The sequence below is a fragment of the Roseibium sp. MB-4 genome, from assembly GCF_053005265.1.
The window spans coordinates 2,010,657-2,032,402 of record NZ_JBRKQB010000001.1 but is presented as its reverse complement, the minus strand read 5'-3'; the positions used below and the strand labels follow the sequence as shown (position 1 = coordinate 2,032,402).

The window sequence follows — 21,746 nt, the reverse complement described above, 5'->3', positions numbered from 1 at the left end:
CCAGTTTGGTATCGCAGGTCAAAGATGGCGGCAGGGTCTAAATCAGAGCTTCTTCAGATCACCGAAAAGGAATGGAGCAAACTCAAGGATGTGCTTGATGCCTTTCCGGCTATGCAACGCCTGGAAAAGGATGAAGACGGCATCAGCCCCAAGGACATCGTGGGACACCGTGCGCACTGGATCGAGTTGTTCTTGAAATGGTACCGGGATGGTCAATCGGGCGCACCGGTCCACATCCCCGCTAAAGGCTACAAATGGTCGGAAACGCCGCGCTACAATGCCGATTTGAGAGCGCGTCAATCCGGCTTTTCTTGGGTCTCTGTCCGCACACTGCTTGAGACCAACCATTTTGAATTGCTGGCCCTTATCGAAAATCTGACTGACAAAGAGCTCTATGGCGCGCCGATGAAGGGGAGCCAGAGCAAATGGCCCGCTGGCCGTTTTGCAGAAGCTGCCGGTGCAAGCCACTACCGGTCGGCTGTCAAATATCTCCGGAAACGGATGCGCGCAGCCAAAGCCGGATAAATACTGCCATTGCATCCAGCGATACCAACGCCCATCTCGGGCTAAGTGAGAGTTGGAGGATTGATGGCGGTCGGAGACTTCGTTTGGTGTGACCTGTCCACCTTGCGCCCTGAGACAACCAGGCCTTTTTATCGAGACCTTTTTGGTTGGGACTATTCGGTCAACCAGCTGCCAGATGGCTCCGACTATGCCGTAGCTAAAAGCAGGGCTGGTGAAGCTGCTGGCATTTTCGAAATGCCCGGAAAATTCCAGGAGATGAAGCTCCCCAGCTTCTGGATGGGATACATCGAGGTTGGGGATGCTGATGCGGCGGTGGCCTCAGCGCGAGAAAATGGCGGCAAGGTTGAGCTGGGTCCGGTGCCATTTCAGGACGGTGCCCGCATCGCGTTGATCCGGGATCCGCTCGGCGCTGGCTTTACCGTCATTGAGAACAGCGGCCTGCCAGTGCGTTCGGATAATGCCCTTGAAGGCTCAATGATTTGGAATGCGCTTTATGTTTCAGACGCCGCCCGGGTCATCAGCTTTTACGAGCACTTGTTTGGCTGGCGTTTCAAGCCGTCATCGGGAGCTGGAGAAACCTACAGCCATTATCAGATCCTCAATTCCAATGGGCGTCATGTTGCAGATCTTGTGCAAGCTCCAGAAGCGATCCGCGGCTCTTTCGAGTTCTGGGGCATACATTTTTCGGTTGCCGACCGAGATCGCGCCAAAGCGACCGTCGAGGCCAAGGGCGGAGCGGTTCTTTACGAGGACGATGATGCGGTCCTAGTGCAGGACCCGGATTGCGCGGCGTTCTTCGTGGCTGTGCCCAAAGCTCGTGCATCGAGTGAGGACGCCTCGGCGTCCAAGTCCCTTTTCCGTTATTGGAAGCCTGCGGCCGCGCTCGCCGTGTTGTGGGGGGCATTTTTGCTGGACCAGTCCTGGGTCTGGGGGCTGATATTCCTTGCCTGGGCCATTCCGGCACTTCGCACCGGAGAAACGCATCTCATCGAACCGGTTCGCAAACGCGAAACACCCGTTCTGTTTTGGTCGATTACGCTTACCTGGATCATTTTGAGCGCCGCTGTGCTGATATACGGCCTCTAACGCGATATTGGCTCTCAACTAATTGCCGCTGCGCCCCACGCCAATGGTGCCTTTCGCATCTACGCGTTCGAATACAGTGCCTCCTTGCTATTCTTTTTGTAGCGTACTATTGCTATGAAAAGAATAGCATGAGGTCTTGTGATGATAACCTTGCTGCCGGCAGTCGCCGCTTTGTCGGCGTCATTTGGTTGGGCATCTGGAATTGTCTTGGCCCAGTGGCCGGCCCGTCAGCTGGGTACTTTTGAGTTTACGAGAATTCAGCTAATCGCGTGTGCGGCCATGATGTCTTTGGTGTCATCAGTGCTGGGCCTTTGGCCGGCCCCTGCCACCATCGACATCCCGGCATACACTTTGAGCGTGGTCGGCGGTGTCTTGCTCGGCAACCTTGCCATGATCGAGTGTCTCCGACGGGGAGGCCCGCGTCTGACGGAACTGCTTTTGTGCTCGAAGGCGCCTCTAGTTGCGTTGATGGCCTACATTTGGCTCGGCGAAACGCTGTCTCTTTCGGACATCACAGGTGCAGGCGTAGTTATCACGGGCATTGTTCTAGCGATCCAGGCCAGTCACGCGGATGAGGTGCCGATAACCGGTGCTCGCAAAATCCTGGGCCCAGTGGTTCTATTGGGGATTGCAGCCGCCGCTCTTCAGGGAGGTGGGTTTCTTGCCGTCAAGCCGATGCTTGAGCAAGGTGCAGAGCCCATTGCCGTGGCGGCCATTCGCCTTACAGGTGCAGCCGGTCTTGTTGTTTTGATTAGCCTGTGGCCAGCGGCGATCTTCAAGCCAAAATCCGAGCCTAACGCTTATCTTCTTGTGCGCACGATCTTGCCAGGCGTCATTGGCTACGGATTTTCTTCGTCTCTGTTGCTTTATGCCTTTGCGCACATGGAGGCAGGGATCGCGGCGGTGCTGGGATCCCTATCCCCGCTGTTTGTGCTGCCGATCCTGTGGCTGAAAACAAAAATGCGCCCGGACCCCAGGGCCATTGCGGGCGCATTCCTTGCGGTGACTGGCACCGCCATCATTGTTCTGGGTTAAAGTCCTAGTCGAATTCGGGACCGCGAACCCGGTATGGGGTGATCTCCCGCCATGCCTTCATCAAAGTGTCCAGCTCATCATCCCCGTGCGGCGGCAGCATAATCTGGATCTTGACCAGGAGGTCGCCATGACCGCCGTTTTTGGTCGGCAAGCCTTTGCCCTTCAAACGCATGGTCTTGCCGCTGGAGGTATTCTCCGGAATGGTCAGATTGACAGCGCCGGTCAGGGTCGGTGTCCGGATCTTTGCGCCGAGGATCGCCTCATAGAGTGTGATCGGCAAATCCAGATGAAGATCGGAGTCTTTCACGTCGAACAGTTTGTGCGTCTTGAAGCGGACCTCAATCAGGGCATCGCCTGCAGGACCACCTTGATCGCCCGGATGGCCCTGACCTTTCAACCGGATCTTTTCGCCCTCAACGACGCCTTTGGGAAGTGTGACATTGACGGTTTTACCGCTCGGGAGCGTAACCTGAGCCTTGCCGGAGTTGAGAATATCCTCCAGCGACACGGCGGCTATCAGATCTGCATTCGCGCCTTTGGAGGGAGGGGACCGGCGCGCCTTGGCGCCGCCTGCACCTGCAAACCCGCTGGCACCTGGACCCGCACTTCCGCGCGCTCCACCACGGCCGCCAAAACCACCCAAAATGTCATTCAGGATGTCATCGAACCCGCCGCCGCCTGCAGCTCCGCCGGAGGAGCGGAATCCACGGGAGCCACCGGCTGCACCAAAGTCTTCAAATCCGGAAAATCCGTCAAAACCACGCGACTGGAATTTCTGCTTGCCCTCGGCATCAATTTCGCCGCGATCAAACTGGGCCCGCTTGTCCTTGTCGCCGATGATTTCATAGGCTTGGTTTACTTCGGAAAAGCGCTGCTGCGCCCCCGGATCGTCCTTGTTCTGATCCGGGTGGTACTTTTTGGCCAATTGCCGAAAGGCCTTTTTGATGTCGCCCTCGCTGGCGGATTTCGCCACCCCGAGAACGCTGTAGGGATCCCGCATTCGTCTCACCAGTGTTCACAAGATTGCCGGTCTGGACCGCTTGTGCCGGTCTTGATGCCTGTCACAAGGCACTGCCTGCATATCGTTGTCCGACCATCGTTACCTTAGATATCGTAACGGATAGGAAAAAATTCCAGAGCGCCGACGGTGGACCCTCGGTTCTTTTACAGCGAATTTTCCGTTGTTCAAGCGTCAGCGACTGTGAGCGCTGTGACGGCAAACTTCTGCGTAATGTCCCGGCAAGCTGTGCCGGAGTAGAGTTTGATGCCGCTGATGGTGTTGGCGGTGGTTTTGAAACCAAGGCACCCGGTCTGCGTAAACGCAGTCGAATTGATTTCGGAAATTGTTCCAGAATTTCCGCTGATACCGTTCAGCCACGGCAGTTTCAAGTCGCCCAGGCCCGCTCCGCTCGCCAGATCCTGGTCAAGGGTGTCAAAGTTCTTCGCAATGGATTGCCGGTCCTCAACGCTGAGATCTGTGTAGGCTTCATCTGCCGCTGAGGGAATGGATCCCGTCAGAATGGTCGGTGTTTTCAAGTCATCGGTGCCTACCTGCATGCCAACCTGGCTGCATCCCGATGTGGTCAATCCCATGACAAGTGCGCACACCACTGCGTATTGGCTTTTCAGGGGGTGGATCTTGTTGGGTCTGGCAGTATATGAACGCTTACGGCGCATCACTTGATAGCCTTTCTCAAGGGCGGCATCTTCTTGCCGTTCCTCCGGCCATCGAATCCTTCGACAGGGTACCAATGACAGACCTCAAGAATCCCCATGAAGAGTTAACAAAAGGTGACTTTGTTGAGGCAGAGAAACCATTTGAGCTGTTTGATGAATGGCTTGAGGAAGCCAAAACGACCGAACCCAACGATCCGAATGCTTTGGCGCTGTCGACGGTTGATCCGGACGGGTTGCCAAATGTACGCATGGTTCTCCTGAAGGGTTTTGATGAAACCGGGTTTGTTTTTTACACAAACCTGGAAAGCGCCAAGGGCCGTGAGCTGTTGTCGGCTGGTAAGGCAGCCATGTGCTTCCATTGGAAGTCGCTGCGGCGGCAGATCCGAATCCGGGGCGAGATTGTCCAGGTGTCCGCCGAAGAAGCGGATGAGTATTATCAGTCCAGGCCGCGCGGCAGCCGTATCGGTGCCTGGGCCTCCCGCCAATCTCGGCCGCTGGAGAGCCGGTTTGCATTGGAAAAGGAAGTTGCCAAATACACGGCGAAGTTCGGCATTGGCGAAATTCCACGCCCAGAACATTGGTCTGGTCTGCGCTTGATCCCAAGTGAGATTGAGTTTTGGGCGGACCGGCCCTTCAGGCTTCATGACCGGGTAAAGTTTACGAGGTCCAGCCCGTCTGAACAGTGGAGTAAAGAGCGCCTTTACCCCTAAACCAGCTCAGAGCAGCCGGAGCCAGCGGAACAGGAAGAAGGTCACTCCGACGGAGATGACCATTAGACCAATGGCAAACAGGAATCCCATTTGCCATTGGAGCTCCGGCATATTTACGAAATTCATGCCGTAGATCGACGCAATCAGTGTCGGCGGCAAGAAAATCAGGCCAAGAACCGTAAAGATTTTCGCGATCTGGTTTTGCTCCATGGAGACCAGGCCAACGGTGGCATCCAAAAGAAACGTCAGTTTGTTGTCGAGAGCATCACCGTGCTCCTTGATGGAATGGATGTCCCGCCCATACATCTTGCAATCGGTCAGTTGGTCGTCGCTGAGATTGAAGCGCTTGGCATGGGTGGTCATGTAGAGCACCATCCTTGCCAGTCCGGCGCACACATCGTGCATCTTGGCAACTCTCAAGCCAATCCGTCCCAGTTCCCTGATCGCGTCCCTGTAGCTGGCGGTTTTCCGTGTGTTGAGGCCGTCACCGAACACTTTCAGCGCAAGGTCGTCATAACAAGCAGACGCGGTTTCCATTTCGTCGGCGCAGCGGTCGACGATGATGTCCAACAGCGCGAACATGATCGCAGGTCCAAGATGCGCGATCGTCGCGTCCGATTGTACTTTTCGGGCCAAAAGTGTCAGGGATTTCGGCTCACCGTATCTAACGGTCACCAGGCGTTTTGCATTCAGAACAAAGGTCACGGAAGACCGGACCGGATCCAGGGTATGAGACACAGCAGGCATTTGTGCCGTCATCACGACCGCGCCAGGTTCCAGATAGAAGCGTTCTGACGTTTCGATTGAGGTGATTTCGTCCCGGTTTGGGATCTCGGCCCCCATCAACCGCTCTGCCTTGGTCCGCTCTTCTTGCGTTGGACTGATGAGGTCAATCCACACGGAGGTTGATGGCAGGGCTACGTCATCGGCAAGCTCGATACGTTCCAGGCCATTCACTGACGGGCAATAGGCAATGATCATTCAGACAAGCTCCACCCAGATTGCAATGCAATCGACACTCTGGAGCTTGCCCAAAATAACTGGGCGCACGCAACCACTTTTGCGGCTATTTCAATAACATACCCTGACCAACAAACAGTGTTGACGGATCAGCCAAACGCTGGGGGGTTGCACGCGCTGTTGCTGCGCATGCAAAAGGGTTTGACGGTATGTCGTTTGTTTTTGAACCGGAAGGCGATGCCTGATCGCCTCCGAATACGCCTGACGGATTATTTTCCGGAGGTCTTTTTCGAGAACGGACGCAAGCACAATGCTGCAGCGTTTAGGGCTGCGATGCCGACTGGCTTGTAGAGGCTTTCAAGTTTTGCTCCAGCCTGTGCAGTTTGTGCAGGGCGGGCAGTTTGATCAGACATTGTTCCGTTCCGTCTTTCTGTCTCAGTTTTTGATCGATGCGGCTTAAGAGTGTTTCCATCCGCAACCGGTGATGTGGTGCCGGAATAAGGCGCTTAGATGACATTTTGTCCATTTTTCGCTTTTTCTTATCCGGATAAACGTAGGATGCCCCGACGTTCCGTGTTCGGCTACTCAAAAAGGATGTCAGGTTGTTACCAACTTGGTTCAAACGTGAACAGTTGCGGTAAGGCTTTCTTAACGAACCGGGTGAGCGTATTGGTTGCGAAGTATTTCAGGCCGGAGACCGATGTATTGCCAGGGACATCAGACACATGCCAGCTTTGCCGACATGGTTAGGAATGCTAAACAGGCGGTTGGAAACTGAACGCAAGGTCACATGAAGCAATACCCGGCTCACAGATCAAAAGCTGCACCAGCCAGCCGCACTCTCGGGGCGCTTGGGTTCGCGCTGGCTTTGGTCACCTTGGTGACGCAACGTTTTGACCTTCTGACACCCGATACATTCGTTTTGTCCCTCTCTGTGGCAGCCGTTTTGGCCGTCACGGCCATGCTGTGTGGGCTGATTGCATTTGTCCGGATCTGGAGCCGTGGCGGCGGCGGTATCGGATCTTCCATACTTGGTGTCATGTTGGGTGCCGTTGCGCTGTGTGCACCTGCAGCCGTTTTGGGACTTCTCATCGTGGATCCGGAGCTCACGGATGTGACTACGGACCCGGACGAGCCTCCGCTGCTGGTGGAGGTTCTGCCGCAGTCGGACCAGGCTGTGTTGGTCTGGATGGCGTCGCATGTCCGGAACACGGCCTGGACCCAGTACCAGGAGGCCATGCGCACTGAGAGGTCAGCTGCGGAGCTTCAATTGGAGCTCTACCCGGACATTGTTCCACGGCGCTACCGGATAACTCCGGGCGAATTGCACGCGGCTGCAAAGAAGGCGGTTAATGAGCTGAACTGGCGGGTTGTTGATGAACTTCCGCCCGACCTCTTGGATGCGCCAACCGCGTTATGGGCCGAGGAAACCACTCAGCTGTTGGGCCTTAAGCATGATATTGCACTAAGGGTCCGCCCGGATCCGGTCGGTGCGCTCCTTGATGTCCGTTCCAGATCTCAGTCGCCTTTACGTGAGTTTTCAGGCAATGCGGATGTCATTCGAGGTCTCATGGCTGAAGTCGACCGGGTCCTTCTTGAAACCTACGGCGATCTGGAGCGTCTGGCGGTTGAAGAGGCCGACCTTCAGGAAGACGCCCCTCTGGAAGTTTTTGAGCGCGACCGGGAAACAATCCCGCTGCCGAGTTTCAAGCCCTACTTTGAAGATGATGAAGGGCTCTCTGCCGATGCCTTCGAGCTGGATGATCTCGAAGGATAATATCTATCGATTACGCCGTTAGCCGGAACGTCGCGTCCAGCGCGAGGCTCGGATCAGCCACTGTCCTTCCGCGTTCGGTCAAATCCTCCAAGTGCGCAAACACCGACAGCCCTGCCGCACCATGTAGTTTGGGATCCACATCAGCGTAAAGCTTGGCAACGATCTCCGGAATGCTGCGTGGTTGCGTGCCAAGTTCATTCAGGATTGAGGCCTCGCGGGACAATCTGTGCTGTTTCAGCTGCTCAACATAGAGGGGCGCATTTGAAACAAGACCGCCATGCCCTGGCAGATAGGATGTCTCGGAGCGCGCAAGCAGCTTGTCGATGGAAGCCATGTAGTCGCGCATGGAACCGTCCGGGGCAGCCACAATGGACGTAGACCAAGCCATGACATGGTCTCCACTGATCAGCACGTCTTCGCCGGAGAGTGCAAAACACATGTGATTGGCGGTATGACCTGGTGTGGCGATGGCTTCAAACTTGATGCCTGCTGCTTCAAATACATCGCCATCCTGATACTCCTGATCCGGCACGTAGTCTTTGTCCCCGCTGGCATCCAGTGGATTGACTTCACCTTCCATGAGGGGGCGGGCCGCACGGTGCGGCGCGCATCCGATGATCTTTGCGCCTGAGCGTTCTTGAAGCATCCGGGCCGCGGGCGAGTGGTCCACATGTGTGTGCGTGACCAGGATAGCCTCGATCTGTGCGCCATCCGTCAGCGATAGCAAGGTGTTTACATGTTCTTCGTCCGCCGGGCCCGGATCCACAACAACCAGGTGCTTCTGGCCCAGAATGTAGCTGTTCGTGCCATGAAAAGTGAACGGGCCCGGGTTTCTTGCTGTCACGCGGCAAAGGCCGGGCAGGAGCTCCACGCGTTCCCCATAGCGCGGATCGAAGGATCGGTCATGTTTCATGCTAAGATGGTTCCTGAAGGATGGGACCGGACGTCATGCAATTGACGTTTGAATCGGATAACGCCCGTATGATGAAGCATCGAGCCCAAAACATGGGATCTTGTCAAACCCGATGAAACAAGATGTCGAAAACAACGCTGCCATGACGAGCCAAGTGGCATCGGAATTTGAATGCCGGTTTGAGAGCGTAATACCGCTCGCGCGGCTTGATGCGTTCAAGCTGGTTGTCGACCATCCGGAGCTTTGGTGGTGCCCGCCAATGAGTGAGGCCCCCAGCGGTGACCTTGATGTCCGCATAGAGCCCTTTGCTGGCGGCGCCTGTTACCAGATCGACGACAAGGGGCAGCGGCGCATCTGGGGCACCGTCCTTTCCATAGAAGAACCGCTCTACATTCGGATTTCTTGGCAGGTGGCGCAGGATGGCAGTTTGATCGCCGATCCGGCTGCAGCTAGCCGGGTCATGCTCAATTTTCGCGAGGCCGGAGAGGTGACGCGGGTTGAGGTCGTACACAACAAGTTTCTGCGGCATGGCGAGGAGGGCGGCGAATATATGCAGCTCATGATGCAATCGAACGGCTGGCCACGAATTTTGAAGAACATGTTAGAGGCGGCAAAAACGCTGAAGTGGAAATGATGCGCCTGCGTCAGGAAGCCGCCATTCTGTCGTTTAGCTGACATGCATTCTGTGCTAGGCGGAGTGCAAGTTTCCTGCCTTCACACTTTAACCTGCAAGGTGAGGTGTCGAAATAACCATAACCGGCGGACACCCAGAGTTCGTTTCAAACCCGCAAGCCCATGACCGTGTCTCAACCGCCTTTTGAAGACAGCCCTCAGATTTCGCCTGTGGAAACACCAAGGCGTCGCTTGAGGGATGCGCGGTGGGCGCTCTTGGCCAGCGCGGTCATTCTGACTGGTCTTGTGGTTGTGTATGAAATCCCGGTTTGGGTGGGGTTCCTCTGTTTTGCCGCCACTTTGGCAGCAACACTCTCAATTCCCCGCAACTCCGCCAGCCGACGGCTTAAGATCAATGCGCAGCGCAGAATGCGGCGCATGTGGCCTGGAACGGACATGAAGGTCACGGTCGATGCGTTGCCAACGCCGTGCTTCGTTGCAGATGCGCGTGGCATCACTCGGTATGTCAACGCACGGGCGATGGAGATTTACCCCGGCGCGAAACCGGGAGATCCGCTGTCGTTTTCCTTGCGGGCTCCATCGCTTTTGGAAGCGTTTGATCGCGCCTGTTCAAACGGCACTGCAGAGCGCATCAATTGGATCGAGAAGGTTCCAACAGAAACCTGGCTTGAGGCCTATATCGCGCCCATTCACGAGCCGGGTACTCAAGAAGGACAGGCGAGCAGCCGCAAGCCCGCTTTTGTTCTTGTCGTGGTCCAGGATCAAACGGAAAATCGGCGCCTTGAACGTATGCGGACCGATTTCGTGGCCAATGCCAGCCATGAACTGCGCACCCCACTCGCATCGCTGACCGGTTTTGTCGAGACCTTGCAAGGGCCAGCTCGCGACGACGCGGAGGCACGTGACCGGTTCTTATCGATCATGTTGGATCAGGCCGGACGGATGCGCCGGTTGATCGACGACATCTTGTCATTGTCGCGTATCGAACTGCGTGCCCATGTTCGCCCGCAAACTTCAGTCGATCTTTGCGAAATCGTCCGGCATACAAATGACGCTCTTGGGCCGTTGGCGCGCGACATGAACATGACGATCCGGCTGGATCTCCCCGAGACGCCGGTGATGATTTCGGGTGACCGGGACGAACTGATTCAGGTGACTGAAAACCTGGTCGAGAATGCGCTCAAATACGGCAGCACCGGCGAAGTCGTCGATGTCAGCTTGACCTCTAAACAGATGGGCGAGGGCGAGATCGCGTGGGAACTTGCCGTGCGTGACTACGGAGAAGGGATTGCTCCGGAACACCTGCCGCGCCTTACAGAACGGTTCTACCGTGTTGATGTTGATTCCAGCCGGGCCATGAAAGGCACCGGACTAGGCCTTGCGATCGTCAAGCATATACTCACGCGTCATCGCGCCCGGCTCGATGTCGAGAGCGCGCCGGGTAAGGGCGCCACGTTCAAGGTGATCATTTCCGGCTAGTGTCTGTTTCCGGGCCGAGCAACTGCGACTTATCCGGTTGCTGGATCGAAAGTCTTCATTGTCAGAATAACTTATGGGGCGAGTTCGCTGGCTAATCACGCGAACCGTGCTGGAACGTGTTCTACTACCTAAAGAAGCGGGTTCGAGGTGAGGAGACCTGAGAGCTTCTCTACTGCGTGTTAGTCACGCCATGGATTATGTGTCAATCGGAAGCGCTGGATGACACAAAGAAATGTAGAATTGTAAAATTAATCAATATATACAGATACTTATAATGTCATAAAACTGAAAAAAATCTGTCATAGAACTCTCATCCATCGGGCCTAGGTTCCGGGCAGCGCTTGGACGAAATCGCGTCCAGCGTGGATTTGCAAACCTTGACATTCAAAGGGAGTGGTCAAGTGAAATTTACGACCCTCGTTAGCGCAACTGCTCTTGCTGTTGCTTCCACTGCATTCGTTGGCGCCGCTCAGGCTCGCGACCAGGTTCAGGTTGCCGGTTCTTCAACCGTTCTTCCTTACGCTTCTATCGTCGCTGAAGTTTTCGGTGAAAACACCGACTTCCCGACACCGGTTGTTGAGTCCGGCGGTTCTTCTGCTGGCCTGAAGCGCTTCTGTGAAGGTGTTGGCGAAAACACCATCGACGTTGCAAACGCGTCCCGTAAAATCCGCGAAAAAGAGATCAAGGCTTGCGCAGAAAATGGCGTAACCGACATCATGGAAGTTCGCATTGGCTATGACGGGATTGTATTCGCATCCCAAAAAGACGGCCCGGCTTTCACCGCTTTCACACCGGTTCAGTGGCACAACGCTCTGGCTCCGAAAGTACTGGTTGATGGCGCTATCGTCGACAACCCGTACACAAAGTGGTCCGAAGTTGACGCTTCCCTGCCGGACGTTGAAATCGCTGCTTTCATCCCGGGCACCAAGCACGGCACTCGTGAAGTCTTCGAAGAGAAAGTTCTCCTCGTTGGTTGTGAAGAGTCCGGCGCTATGAAGGCGATGATGGACGGCGGCATGTCCGAAGACGACGCTGAAGACGCATGTCTTGCAGTTCGTACAGACGGCAAGTCCGTTGATATCGACGGTGACTACACCGAGACTCTGGCTCGCATCGATTCCAACCCGAACGGCGTTGGCGTTTTCGGTCTGGCGTTCTACGAGAACAACACCGACAAGCTGAAAGTTGCGACCATGTCTGACATCGCACCTTCCACAGAGACCATCTCCACTGGCGAGTATCCGGTTTCCCGTCCGCTGTTCTTCTACGTCAAGAAAGCACACATCGGCGTTATCCCGGGTCTGAAAGAGTACGCTCAGTTCTTCACAGCTGACGAAATCGCTGGCCCGCAAGGCCCGCTGGCTCAGTACGGCCTGGTTTCCGATCCGGAGCTGGCTGCTACTCAGGCTTCCATCGAAGCTGAAGAAACCATGAAGTAATCGAGCCTTCAGGTTCGAATATGAGGGGCGGCATATTCCGCCGCCCCTTTCTCCTTTTTGGAAATTTCATATAAAATCCGGGGAAGCAGATGCCTGTGGTCTGGCTCATCTTGATCGTACTCGCCATTGCGGTGGTGGGGTACGTACTCGGACGTGGTCGAGCTTTAGCAAGCGCAGGGGGCGAGCAGATAAAGCTCCATTCGCTTCCTTCGTATTACGGCTCAAACGTCGCAATGAAGGTGGTGGTTCCTGCCTTCCTCATTCTGGTCCTATGGCTGCTGGCGCAGCCTTTGATCGTTAACAACAGTGTTTCAGGTTTGATCCCGGACAGCGAGATCGCGGAAGGGTCGTCGCGTGGGCTTGTGCTTGCCGAAGTGCGCCGTGCTGCGCGCGGTTTGGACAACGCCGTTGCTCAAGGGCTGATTACGGAAGACTTCGCGCGCAATGCCCGTGCCGACTTCAACGATGTCACGGCACGGCTGAAAGAGGCGGGGCAGGTCGTCACGTCTCAGATCACCCAGCCGATCCTCCGGGCAGCCCAAGAGTACCGGGTTCTGAACGCCACCGGCAATTTCATGATGTCGATTGTCGTCATCCTTGCGGCTTTGGCCGGGGCGGCATGGGGGCTTTATGAATCCCGGGCAGACTTCCGCGCCAGGAACACGGTTGAACGGGGCATCAAGGCACTTTTGATCTCGGCCGCATCAATCGCGATCCTGACCACTGCCGGGATCGTGTTTTCGCTGGTGTTCAACACGGTTGAGTTCTTTCGGCTCTACCCTGCATTCGACTTCTTCTTCGGCCTGACGTGGTCACCAACTTTCTCAGGACGCGGTGGCAATTCACAACTCGGTATTATCCCGCTCTTGTGGGGCACGTTCTACATCTCGTTCGTCGCCCTGGCCGTGGCTGTCCCGATCGGGCTGTTTGCTGCGGTATACCTCTCAGAGTACGCCGGACCGAAGGTGCGCGCCGTCGCCAAGCCGCTTCTTGAGATCCTCGCCGGCATTCCGACCATCGTTTACGGTCTCTTTGCGCTGCTGACAGTCGGCCCGCTTCTTGTCTCGGTCTTTGGGCCGGACGGGGCCGGGATTATGCAGTCCGGTACGGCAGTGATGACCGCCGGCCTCGTGATGGGCATCATGCTGATCCCATTCGTGAGTTCGCTCTCTGACGATATCATCAACGCGGTTCCGCAAGCCATGCGTGACGGCTCTTATGGCCTGGGTGCGACCAAGTCCGAAACCGTCAAGCAGGTCATTCTGCCGGCTGCCCTTCCGGGTATCGTTGGTGCGATCCTGCTGGCAGCCTCCCGAGCCATCGGTGAAACGATGATCGTGGTGCTAGGTGCGGGTGCCGCAGCGCGCCTCAGCCTCAATCCTTTCGATGCAATGACAACAGTGACAGCGAAGATCGTCAGCCAGCTGACGGGCGATGCAGACTTTGCATCCCCGGTGGCGCTGGTCGCCTTTGCGCTGGGCATGACGCTCTTTGTGGTGACGCTCGGTTTGAACATTGTCGCGCTCTACATCGTGCGCAAATACCGGGAGCAGTATGACTGATGACCGACGCAACTCTTTCTCCAGAAGGTGCAAAAGCGCCTGAAAAAACGTCAGCACAGCCGCGCTCACTGTATGCGACGGACGAGCTGACAAAGAAACGCAATGCGTCCGAGAAACGCTTTCAGGCTTACGGCATTGCCGCTATCGGAGCCGGTCTGTTTTTCTTGGTCGTCCTTGCCTACTCAATCATTAGCGAAGGCATTCCAGCCTTTACGCGGACCGTCCTGACTGTTGAGTTTACGGTCACCCAAGAACAGTTCGACGATGCTGAAAGCCAGCTCTTCAAGACACGGGCTTACGAGGCTGTGTTCACTGAAGCGATGAGCGCGCAGTTTGAGCAAAAGGACATCCAGGTTCCGTTCGATATTGCTGCTATTGAGCGGATTGTCGGCAAGCCGGGAAGCACCATTCGCGAGTTCTACCGGGCGAACCCGGACCAGCTTGGTCAGCCGGTTGCCTTCGAACTGGCGGCATCCTCCCGTGTTGATGGTTACATGAATGGCCGCCTGACCCGGGACAACATCACAGACAGCCGGTTCCTCCAGAAATCCGATCTGGATCTGGTCGATGTGCTGGTCGAGAGCGGGATTATCCAGACGGTCTTCAACTGGCCGTTCATCACCGGGGCAGACTCCGGCGTGGACAATCCGGGCGGTGCCGGCATCGGAGCCTCTGTGGTCGGATCGTTCTTCATGATGCTGGTGGTCTTGTTCCTGTCCCTGCCGATTGGGGTGGCTGCATCCATCTATCTTGAAGAGTTTGCACCGCAGAACAAGTTCACTGATTTGATCGAGGTGAACATCTCGAACCTTGCGGCCGTTCCGTCCATCGTCTTCGGTATTCTTGGTCTTGCGGTGTTCATCCAGTTCATGCACTTGCCGCAATCGGCGCCGATCGTTGGCGGTCTTGTTTTGACACTTATGACGCTGCCCACAATCATCATCTCCACACGCGCCTCGCTGAAGGCCGTGCCGCCAAGCATCCGCGACGCAGCCCTGGGCGTTGGAGCCTCAAAAATGCAGGCCGTGTTCCATCATGTTTTGCCCTTGGCGATGCCAGGCATCTTGACCGGAACCATCATCGGTCTGGCTCAGGCTCTTGGTGAAACAGCACCGCTGCTTCTCATCGGGATGGTCGGCTTTGTGGCCCGCGGATATCCGGACGGTTTCGTTTCCGGATTTATGGACCCGAACTCCGCAATGCCTGCTCAGATCTACACCTGGGCGGCCCGTTCGGACTTCGCGTTCTATGAGAAAGCCTGGGGCGGTATCATCGTCCTCCTGATCTTCCTTCTGTCTATGAACATCCTCGCGATTATCCTGCGCCGCAGGTTTGAGCGTCGCTGGTAAGGAGGCGTACCCATGAATGACATGCCGAAAATTGAACAGGCGACAGATATGACCGACAGCAAGATTTCAGCCAACAAAGTGCAGGTCTATTACGGCGACACGCACGCGATCAAGGACGTGGATATTGAAATCCAGCCGCGTTCGGTCACGGCCTTCATTGGCCCGTCCGGGTGTGGCAAGTCGACATTCTTGCGGACCATCAACCGCATGAACGACACGATCGATATCTGCCGGGTCGAAGGCTCCATCCAGATCGACGGCGAAGACATCTACGATCCGAAAGTCGATCCGGTGCAGTTGCGCGCCAAGGTCGGAATGGTGTTCCAGAAGCCGAACCCGTTCCCGAAATCGATCTACGACAACGTAGCCTACGGCCCGCGCATTCACGGTCTGGCCCGGAACCGGGCTGAGCTTGATGACATCGTGGCCTCCAGCCTGCAAAAGGCGGGTCTTTGGGAAGAAGCCAAGGATCGTCTCGACGAACCTGGGACCGGCATGTCCGGTGGTCAGCAGCAGCGCCTGTGTATTGCACGCGCGATTGCCGTTAGCCCGGAAGTGATCCTGATGGATGAGCCGTGTTCCGCTCTCGATCCGATCGCGACCGCCAAGGTTGAGGAGCTGATCGACGAGTTGCGCGAGAACTACACGATCGTGATCGTAACGCACTCCATGCAGCAGGCCGCTCGCGTGTCTCAGCGCACTGCATTCTTCCACTTGGGAATTCTGGTTGAAGAAGGTCCAACACAGGATATCTTCACCAACCCGGTGGACAAGCGTACGCAGGACTACATTACCGGCCGCTTCGGTTAACCGGATCGCACATTTTTTCGAAGGGACACAGGATGTCTGAACATACAGTCACGGCTTATGATGACGAATTGAACGTCATGGCCGGCCGGATCGCTGAAATGGGCGGTCTTGCAGAAAAAGCATTTGCAGAAGCCGTTTCCGCCCTCGTGTCCGGGGACACTGATTTGGCGCGCCGCGTGATTGATCAGGATCGCCGTCTTGATGCGCTGCACCAGGACGTCGAGGAAGGCCTGATTGCAATGATCGTGCGCCGTCAGCCGATGGGGCAAGATCTGCGCGAAATCACAGCCGCCAGCCGGATCGCGAACGATCTGGAGCGTGTTGGCGATCTTGCAAAGAACGTTGCCAAGCGGGCAATCGCAATCGACAACGACATTCAGAGCAAGAAGTTGGCAATCGGCGTGGAGCACATGACCGAGCTAGCCCTTGGGCAGCTGAAAAAGGTTCTGGATGCCTACACCGGACGCAATGCAGAGGCTGCGCGCCACGTGCAGGAAGCTGATGCCGAAGTCGATGCGATCTACACCTCTCTGTTCCGCGAACTTCTGACGTACATGATGGAAGATCCACGGGTGATCACCTCCTGCGTCCATCTTCTATTCTGTGCGAAGAATATCGAGCGGATCGGCGATCATGCCACCAACATTGCCGAAAACGTCTTCTTCATGGTGACGGGCGAGCGGCTTCCGGAAGACCGCACCAAGGTTGATGAAACCGGCGCTATGTGAGTTGCCAGAGCCCGCCTGAGCGGGTTGTGAAGCAGGAACTGTAAGCCGGCGCTTTAGTGCCGGCTGAGGGAATTGGAGCGAGAATTCATGCCGAAGGTCCTCATCGTCGAAGACGAAGAACCGTTGAGCCTTCTGTTGCGGTACAATCTGGAAGCTGAAGGATACGCCGTCGAGACCTGTGTCCGCGGCGACGAGGCGGAAATCCGCCTCCGGGAAACCCAGCCGGACCTTTTGTTGCTGGACTGGATGTTGCCCGGACTGTCCGGAATCGAACTGTGCCGGCGCCTGCGGGCACGCGAAGACACCGAGCGCTTGCCGGTCATCATGCTCACGGCGCGCGGCGAGGAAGCCGAGCGCATCAGAGGCCTGTCGACCGGAGCGGACGACTACGTGGTCAAACCGTTCTCAGTGCCCGAACTGATGGCGCGTGTCCGCGCGATCTTGCGGCGGGCAAGCCCGGAGGTGGTGTCCACGATGCTGCGCTCCGGCGACATCGAACTTGACCGGGAAACACACCGCGTCCGGCGCAGCACCAAGGAAATCCATTTGGGGCCAACAGAGTTTCGCCTTCTGGAATTCCTGATGACCGCACCAGGCCGGGTCTTTTCACGCGAACAGCTCTTGGATGGTGTTTGGGGGCACGATGTGTATGTGGATGAACGCACGGTCGATGTTCACGTAGGCCGGCTGCGCAAAGCGCTGAACAAGGGCAAGGCGAAAGACCCGATCCGCACGGTGCGCGGGGCTGGTTATGCCTTCAACGACCAGTTCACGGCAGCCTGATCGAGACTTTCAAGACAAACAAAAAAGCCCGCCAAATCGGCGGGCTTTTTCTTGGGTATTTCGAGATCAGGAAGCCTGGGCAACACTGGTCTTGTTGTTGGCGCTCCGGCGGCGGTCTGCGACCGGCTGGTAAGCGATCTTGCAGTGGTAGGGGCAGTAGGGAACGCCGGCTTCGGAAACCTGACCGCAGAAGTAGAAGTCTTCTGTCGCCGGATCGCCGATCGGCCACTTACAGGTGCGCTCAGTTAACGTCAGGATAGTCGCCCGCTTGGACATCGGAACAACGTCAGCGATCGGTTCTGCAACGGGTTGAACCTCTGCGACCGGGGCTGGCGTCGGCTCCATCTTCAGCGCTGCGGAACCTTGGGTCTGCGGCTGTGTTTGCGGACGTTTCGGTGCCGATTGAGACGCCGGATTGGCCGTTGTGCGGGGACGGCGCGGTTTCGCGCTTGAAGAAGAAGACTTTGCGCGGCCGGAAAGACCAAGCCGGTGTACCTTGCCAATCACCGCGTTCCGGGTGACACCGCCAAGCTCACCCGCAATCTGGCTTGCACTCAAACCATCGCTCCAGAGCTTCTTCAAAAGCTCAACTCGTTCGTTCGTCCAACTCATTGCCGCACCCCTTGCCAAGGCCAGTGACTGGCCAAAATCCCGTTATTGGACACGCGAACGCAAGTCCATTATGGCATATCTTGTGCCTCTATTTGATACGCCGCACGAGATGTCGTGTCTGATTAGTCAAAGGTTACAATAACGTTAATTTGTGAAGCAACCGTCAGGCTGCAGTGAGTTGGGGATGAACGGACTTTTCCCCAACAGATGCGAGGTCCTTGAGACTTTTACATAAAACAGCCCGAACCCCGGCAATGGCCATTTCCATTGACAGGCGGGGACCTCGGCAGTGTATAAGGATCTTGCAACGTGCCGCCGCTTTGGCGGCACATTGCGTTTTTGGCCTGTAATTAAGGCGATGCCCCGGAGTTCCGACGGTCCGATACCAGTGGCGCTTCCGGCGGCCAAAGGAGACTAAAGAGGTATGTCCGCGTCCGCGCTTTTTGGAAACTACGCAAGATCGAACCTGTCATTCGATCACGGGGAAGGTGTCTGGCTTGTTACGAGTGACGGCCGACGATTTCTCGATTGCGGGTCCGGGATCGCGGTAAATTCGCTCGGACATGCTCATCCGCATCTGGTCCAGGCTCTTCAGGATCAGGCGGCCAAGCTCTGGCATATTTCCAATCTGCACCAGATGCCGGATGGCGCGCGGTTTGCGCAGCGCCTCACCGATGCAACATTTGCTGACAAGGTACTGTTCGTGAATTCCGGCGCCGAAGCAATGGAAGCGGCGATCAAGTGTGCCCGGCGTTATCACTATGACCGCAATGAGCAGGACCGGTATCAGATCGTGACCTTTGAAGGCGCTTTCCATGGCCGGACACTCGGCACGATCGCAGCAGGTGGCCAGGCGAAATATCTGGAAGGTTTCGGACCGAAGGCCCCGGGCTTCGATCAGGTGCCCAGCGGGGACTTGGAGGCCTTGAAAGCCATGGTCGGTCCGCAAACCGCAGCGATCGCGATCGAACCCATCCAAGGCGAGGGCGGCATTCGGGAAGTCGACTACGAATTCCTGCGCGCTCTGCGTAAGCTTTGTGATGAAACCGGAGCCCTGCTGATCTTTGACGAAATCCAGACGGGTGTCGGCCGGACCGGAAAAATGTTCGCGCATCAGTGGACTGGCGTTGATCCGGATCTGATGGCCGTCGCCAAGGGCATCGGCAGCGGGTTCCCGATGGGCGCTTGTCTTGCGACCGAAGAAGTTGCGTCTGCGCTGGCTCCTGGAACCCACGGCACGACCTTCGGTGGCAATCCGCTCGCCATGGCTGTTGGCAATGCGGTTTTGGACGTCATCCTTGCAGATGGTTTTCTGGAAGAGGTTCAAAAGAAGGGCCTCTCCTTCAAGCAAAAGCTTTCCGGGCTGGTCGATAGCCACCCGAAGGTGTTTGAGGCTGTCCGGGGCAATGGTCTGATGCTCGGCATCAAGTGCACCGCGCCGGTGGGAGACTATGTCGCCGCCGCGCGCGAAGCGGGCATTCTTGCTGTCCCGGCCGGTGACAACGTCGTTCGGATCCTGCCGCCACTGACCATCTCGGAAGAAGAGATTTCCGATGCGGTTGATCGGCTGGAGAAGGCCGCAGTGGCCGTTGAGAGAAAGTTGTTGGAAGGAGCGGCCGAATGACCGCCAACGGAGCGTACAAAAACTTCCTGGATCTGACCCAATTCGAGGGCGATGATCTGCGCGCTATTCTGGAAACCGGAAAGAAGATCAAGGCAACCCGCAACGGCGTTCGCCGGGGTGAGGGGCCGCTCGCCGGCAAAGTCCTCGCCATGATTTTCGAACAGCCATCGACACGGACCCGCATTTCCTTTGATGTTGGAATGCGCGAACTCGGCGGTGAGACGTTGATGCTGACCGGTGCGGAGATGCAGCTGGGCCGGGGCGAGACCATTGCTGACACGGCGAAGGTGCTGTCCCGGTTCGTCGACGGCGTCATGATCCGGATCCTGAACCACGAAGCCCTCAATGAACTGGCTGAAAACGCGACCATTCCGGTGATCAATGGCCTGACCAAGATCTCGCATCCATGCCAGATCATGGCAGACATCATGACCTTCGAAGAGCATCGTGGCGGCATATCCGGGCGCAGCATTGCCTGGACCGGCGACAGCAACAATGTTCTGGCGTCCTGGGTGCATGCCGCACCGCGTCTTGATTTTGAGCTGCGCATCGCTACCCCGGCCGAACTGGCCCCACCGCAGGATCTGATTGAGACCGCCCGTGCCAAGGGTGGTTCCATTCTGGTCACCGAGGACCCATATGAGGCTGTCAAAGGGACCGACTGTGTCGTCACCGATTGCTGGGTGTCGATGGGCGACGACGACGCCGAAAGCCGTCACAACCTGCTGAGTGCCTATCAGGTAAATGAACGTCTGATGGCGGAGGCAAATGGTGATGCACTGTTTATGCATTGCCTTCCGGCACACCGCGGCGAGGAAGTCACCAACGAGGTCATGGACGGTCCCAACTCTGTCGTGTTTGACGAAGCCGAAAACCGGCTCCATGCTCAAAAGGGCATTTTGGCCTGGTGTTTCGGCGCAGCTTAAGGCGTAGCCAAAGTGGCATTAAATTTGGAAGAACTGGGCATCAAGCCCGCAGGGCTGGACGCTGTCCGGCCCTTTGCCGTGGAAGGACTGGATGTCCGCGGGCGCAGTGTTGCGCTTGGCCCCATCCTTGAGAAAATTCTTGGACGCCATGATTATCCGGAGCCGGTATCCCGGCTTCTGGCGGAAGCCATTGTCCTGACAAGCCTGCTCGGAACCTCTCTGAAGTTCGACGGGCGGTTTACACTCCAGACCCAGACGCAGGGTCCGGTATCGATGCTGGTCGTCGATTTTGAAACGCCGGACGCAATCCGTGCTTGCGCAACGTTCGACGCAGAGCGTGTTGCCGGGTTGATAGATGCCGGTGCTGCCACGCCAGAAGCCCTGCTCGGGCATGGTCATCTGGCGATGACCATCGATCAGGGCAAGCATATGCAGCGCTACCAGGGTTTGGTCGAGCTGAATGGTATCTCATTGGAAGAGGTCGCGCGCCGGTACTTCGAGCGATCTGAGCAGATCCCGACCGAAGTCCGTTTGGCTGTCGGTGAACTCTACACCCGGCAGGACGGAGATGCGCCGGTCAAATCCTGGACAGGCGGTGGCTTACTAATTCAGTTCCTGCCTGAAGCGCCGGAACGGATGCGTCAGGCGGACATCGATCCGGGTGATGCGCCGGCGGGAACCGTGCGTCACGAAATTGACGAAGATGATGCCTGGGTCGAGGCCAAGGCACTTGTCGATACGGTCCAGGATGTGGAGCTGACCGATCCTGAAGTCAGCGTCGAAACGCTGCTCTACCGGTTGTTTCATGAGCGCGGGGTCCGGCTTTTCGATGCCCAGCCGATTGCCGACAAGTGCCGTTGCTCGCGCGACAAAGTTGCCAATGTTTTGGCAAACTTTAGCGCAGACGAAGTGGAAGAAGTCACAGTTGATGGCAAGATCGTTGTGACGTGCGAATTCTGCAGCACCACATACGAATTTGACCGCTGAGAACATACTGCAGGCCGGTGACATCTGGCCTGCAGACTGTATCCGCTGATACATTTGGATACACGAATTCCGGCCTCAAAGGCGCGTTTCTGCGCTGAAAACCTTGATTTTTTGCGGTGCAAAGTAATCTT

The 21,746-nt window shown here is 56.6% G+C and carries 22 protein-coding genes; 16 read left to right on the top strand and 6 right to left on the bottom strand.

The genetic code is table 11. The features are described 5' to 3' along the window. Window positions 1-24: 24 nt before the first annotated feature. The 3 genes from ACVDG4_RS09415 to ACVDG4_RS09405 all read left to right on the top strand — a co-directional run bounded on the left by ACVDG4_RS09415 (window position 25) and on the right by ACVDG4_RS09405 (window position 2,646). Window positions 25-525, top strand: coding sequence for a ClbS/DfsB family four-helix bundle protein (locus tag ACVDG4_RS09415; RefSeq protein WP_447234856.1), 501 nt, complete (start codon window positions 25-27; stop codon window positions 523-525). Window positions 526-588: 63 nt separating this feature from the next. Continuing rightward, window positions 589-1,611 carry a VOC family protein gene (locus ACVDG4_RS09410; protein ID WP_447234855.1) on the top strand — a complete coding sequence of 341 codons (1,023 nt, stop codon included), beginning with the start codon at window positions 589-591 and terminating at the stop codon, window positions 1,609-1,611. Between the two features lie 141 nt (window positions 1,612-1,752). Continuing rightward, window positions 1,753-2,646, top strand: coding sequence for a DMT family transporter (locus ACVDG4_RS09405; protein ID WP_447234854.1), 894 nt, complete (start codon window positions 1,753-1,755; stop codon window positions 2,644-2,646). Between the two features lie 4 nt (window positions 2,647-2,650). Here the strand turns inward: ACVDG4_RS09405 and ACVDG4_RS09400 are convergent, their stop codons facing one another. Together ACVDG4_RS09400 and ACVDG4_RS09395 are read right to left on the bottom strand one after the other, a co-directional pair. Continuing rightward, on the bottom strand, window positions 2,651-3,646 hold the full coding sequence (locus tag ACVDG4_RS09400) for a DnaJ C-terminal domain-containing protein (protein WP_447234853.1): 996 nt from the start codon (window positions 3,644-3,646) through the stop codon (window positions 2,651-2,653). A gap of 185 nt (window positions 3,647-3,831) precedes the next feature. Beyond that, complete coding sequence (locus tag ACVDG4_RS09395; RefSeq protein ID WP_447234852.1) at window positions 3,832-4,239, bottom strand: RT0821/Lpp0805 family surface protein; 408 nt, start codon at window positions 4,237-4,239, stop codon at window positions 3,832-3,834. 158 nt (window positions 4,240-4,397) lie between these two features. Here ACVDG4_RS09395 and pdxH point away from each other — a divergent pair, with 158 nt between their 5' ends. Next, window positions 4,398-5,033 (top strand): pyridoxamine 5'-phosphate oxidase, encoded by a 636-nt coding sequence (pdxH, locus tag ACVDG4_RS09390; protein ID WP_306149520.1) that lies wholly within the window; start codon window positions 4,398-4,400, stop codon window positions 5,031-5,033. 6 nt (window positions 5,034-5,039) lie between these two features. Here pdxH and ACVDG4_RS09385 read toward each other — a convergent pair whose 3' ends face one another. Both ACVDG4_RS09385 and ACVDG4_RS09380 read right to left on the bottom strand, forming a co-directional pair. Then, window positions 5,040-6,014 (bottom strand): CorA family divalent cation transporter, encoded by a 975-nt coding sequence (locus ACVDG4_RS09385; protein ID WP_447234851.1) that lies wholly within the window; start codon window positions 6,012-6,014, stop codon window positions 5,040-5,042. Window positions 6,015-6,262: 248 nt separating this feature from the next. Next, window positions 6,263-6,406, bottom strand: coding sequence for a hypothetical protein (locus tag ACVDG4_RS09380; protein ID WP_409689513.1), 144 nt, complete (start codon window positions 6,404-6,406; stop codon window positions 6,263-6,265). A gap of 377 nt (window positions 6,407-6,783) precedes the next feature. Here ACVDG4_RS09380 and ACVDG4_RS09375 point away from each other — a divergent pair, with 377 nt between their 5' ends. Next, window positions 6,784-7,770, top strand: coding sequence for a DUF1499 domain-containing protein (locus ACVDG4_RS09375; RefSeq protein WP_447234850.1), 987 nt, complete (start codon window positions 6,784-6,786; stop codon window positions 7,768-7,770). Window positions 7,771-7,780: 10 nt separating this feature from the next. Here ACVDG4_RS09375 and ACVDG4_RS09370 read toward each other — a convergent pair whose 3' ends face one another. Beyond that, the gene (locus ACVDG4_RS09370) at window positions 7,781-8,683 is read right to left on the bottom strand and encodes an MBL fold metallo-hydrolase (RefSeq protein WP_447234849.1); all 903 of its coding nucleotides are present in this window, start codon (window positions 8,681-8,683) and stop codon (window positions 7,781-7,783) included. Window positions 8,684-8,795: 112 nt separating this feature from the next. On the opposite strand from ACVDG4_RS09370, the gene ACVDG4_RS09365 reads away from it, so the two are divergent. The 8 genes from ACVDG4_RS09365 to phoB all read left to right on the top strand — a co-directional run bounded on the left by ACVDG4_RS09365 (window position 8,796) and on the right by phoB (window position 17,466). Beyond that, complete coding sequence (locus ACVDG4_RS09365) at window positions 8,796-9,317, top strand: SRPBCC family protein (RefSeq protein ID WP_447234848.1); 522 nt, start codon at window positions 8,796-8,798, stop codon at window positions 9,315-9,317. 254 nt (window positions 9,318-9,571) lie between these two features. After that, window positions 9,572-10,795 (top strand): ATP-binding protein, encoded by a 1,224-nt coding sequence (locus ACVDG4_RS09360; protein ID WP_447234847.1) that lies wholly within the window; start codon window positions 9,572-9,574, stop codon window positions 10,793-10,795. A gap of 401 nt (window positions 10,796-11,196) precedes the next feature. Further along, window positions 11,197-12,234 (top strand): substrate-binding domain-containing protein, encoded by a 1,038-nt coding sequence (locus tag ACVDG4_RS09355; protein WP_133948080.1) that lies wholly within the window; start codon window positions 11,197-11,199, stop codon window positions 12,232-12,234. Window positions 12,235-12,323: 89 nt separating this feature from the next. After that, entirely contained in the window at window positions 12,324-13,796 is a 1,473-nt protein-coding gene (pstC, locus tag ACVDG4_RS09350; protein WP_409689524.1) for a phosphate ABC transporter permease subunit PstC, read from the top strand. Further along, complete coding sequence (gene pstA / locus ACVDG4_RS09345; protein ID WP_306149515.1) at window positions 13,796-15,145, top strand: phosphate ABC transporter permease PstA; 1,350 nt, start codon at window positions 13,796-13,798, stop codon at window positions 15,143-15,145. Before pstC ends, pstA begins: the two co-directional genes overlap by 1 nt. A 21-nt stretch (window positions 15,146-15,166) precedes the next feature. Continuing rightward, window positions 15,167-15,955, top strand: coding sequence for a phosphate ABC transporter ATP-binding protein PstB (gene pstB, locus ACVDG4_RS09340; protein WP_286189813.1), 789 nt, complete (start codon window positions 15,167-15,169; stop codon window positions 15,953-15,955). 32 nt (window positions 15,956-15,987) lie between these two features. After that, the gene (gene phoU / locus ACVDG4_RS09335; protein WP_133948073.1) at window positions 15,988-16,683 is read left to right on the top strand and encodes a phosphate signaling complex protein PhoU; all 696 of its coding nucleotides are present in this window, start codon (window positions 15,988-15,990) and stop codon (window positions 16,681-16,683) included. A gap of 87 nt (window positions 16,684-16,770) precedes the next feature. Then, the gene (gene phoB / locus ACVDG4_RS09330; protein WP_040451610.1) at window positions 16,771-17,466 is read left to right on the top strand and encodes a phosphate regulon transcriptional regulator PhoB; all 696 of its coding nucleotides are present in this window, start codon (window positions 16,771-16,773) and stop codon (window positions 17,464-17,466) included. Between the two features lie 66 nt (window positions 17,467-17,532). Here phoB and ACVDG4_RS09325 read toward each other — a convergent pair whose 3' ends face one another. After that, window positions 17,533-18,078 (bottom strand): GcrA family cell cycle regulator, encoded by a 546-nt coding sequence (locus ACVDG4_RS09325; RefSeq protein ID WP_447234846.1) that lies wholly within the window; start codon window positions 18,076-18,078, stop codon window positions 17,533-17,535. Between the two features lie 424 nt (window positions 18,079-18,502). Between ACVDG4_RS09325 and ACVDG4_RS09320 the strand changes: the two genes are divergently transcribed. The 3 genes from ACVDG4_RS09320 to ACVDG4_RS09310 are packed head-to-tail and all read left to right on the top strand — an operon-like array spanning window position 18,503 to window position 21,615. Then, entirely contained in the window at window positions 18,503-19,702 is a 1,200-nt protein-coding gene (locus ACVDG4_RS09320) for an aspartate aminotransferase family protein (RefSeq protein ID WP_447234845.1), read from the top strand. Next, window positions 19,699-20,628, top strand: a complete 930-nt coding sequence (argF, locus tag ACVDG4_RS09315; RefSeq protein ID WP_447234844.1) for an ornithine carbamoyltransferase — start codon at window positions 19,699-19,701, stop codon at window positions 20,626-20,628. The genes ACVDG4_RS09320 and argF overlap by 4 nt, the downstream gene beginning before the upstream one ends. Before the next feature lie 12 nt (window positions 20,629-20,640). Further along, complete coding sequence (locus ACVDG4_RS09310) at window positions 20,641-21,615, top strand: Hsp33 family molecular chaperone (protein WP_420338572.1); 975 nt, start codon at window positions 20,641-20,643, stop codon at window positions 21,613-21,615. The last annotated feature ends 131 nt before the right edge of the window (window positions 21,616-21,746 follow it).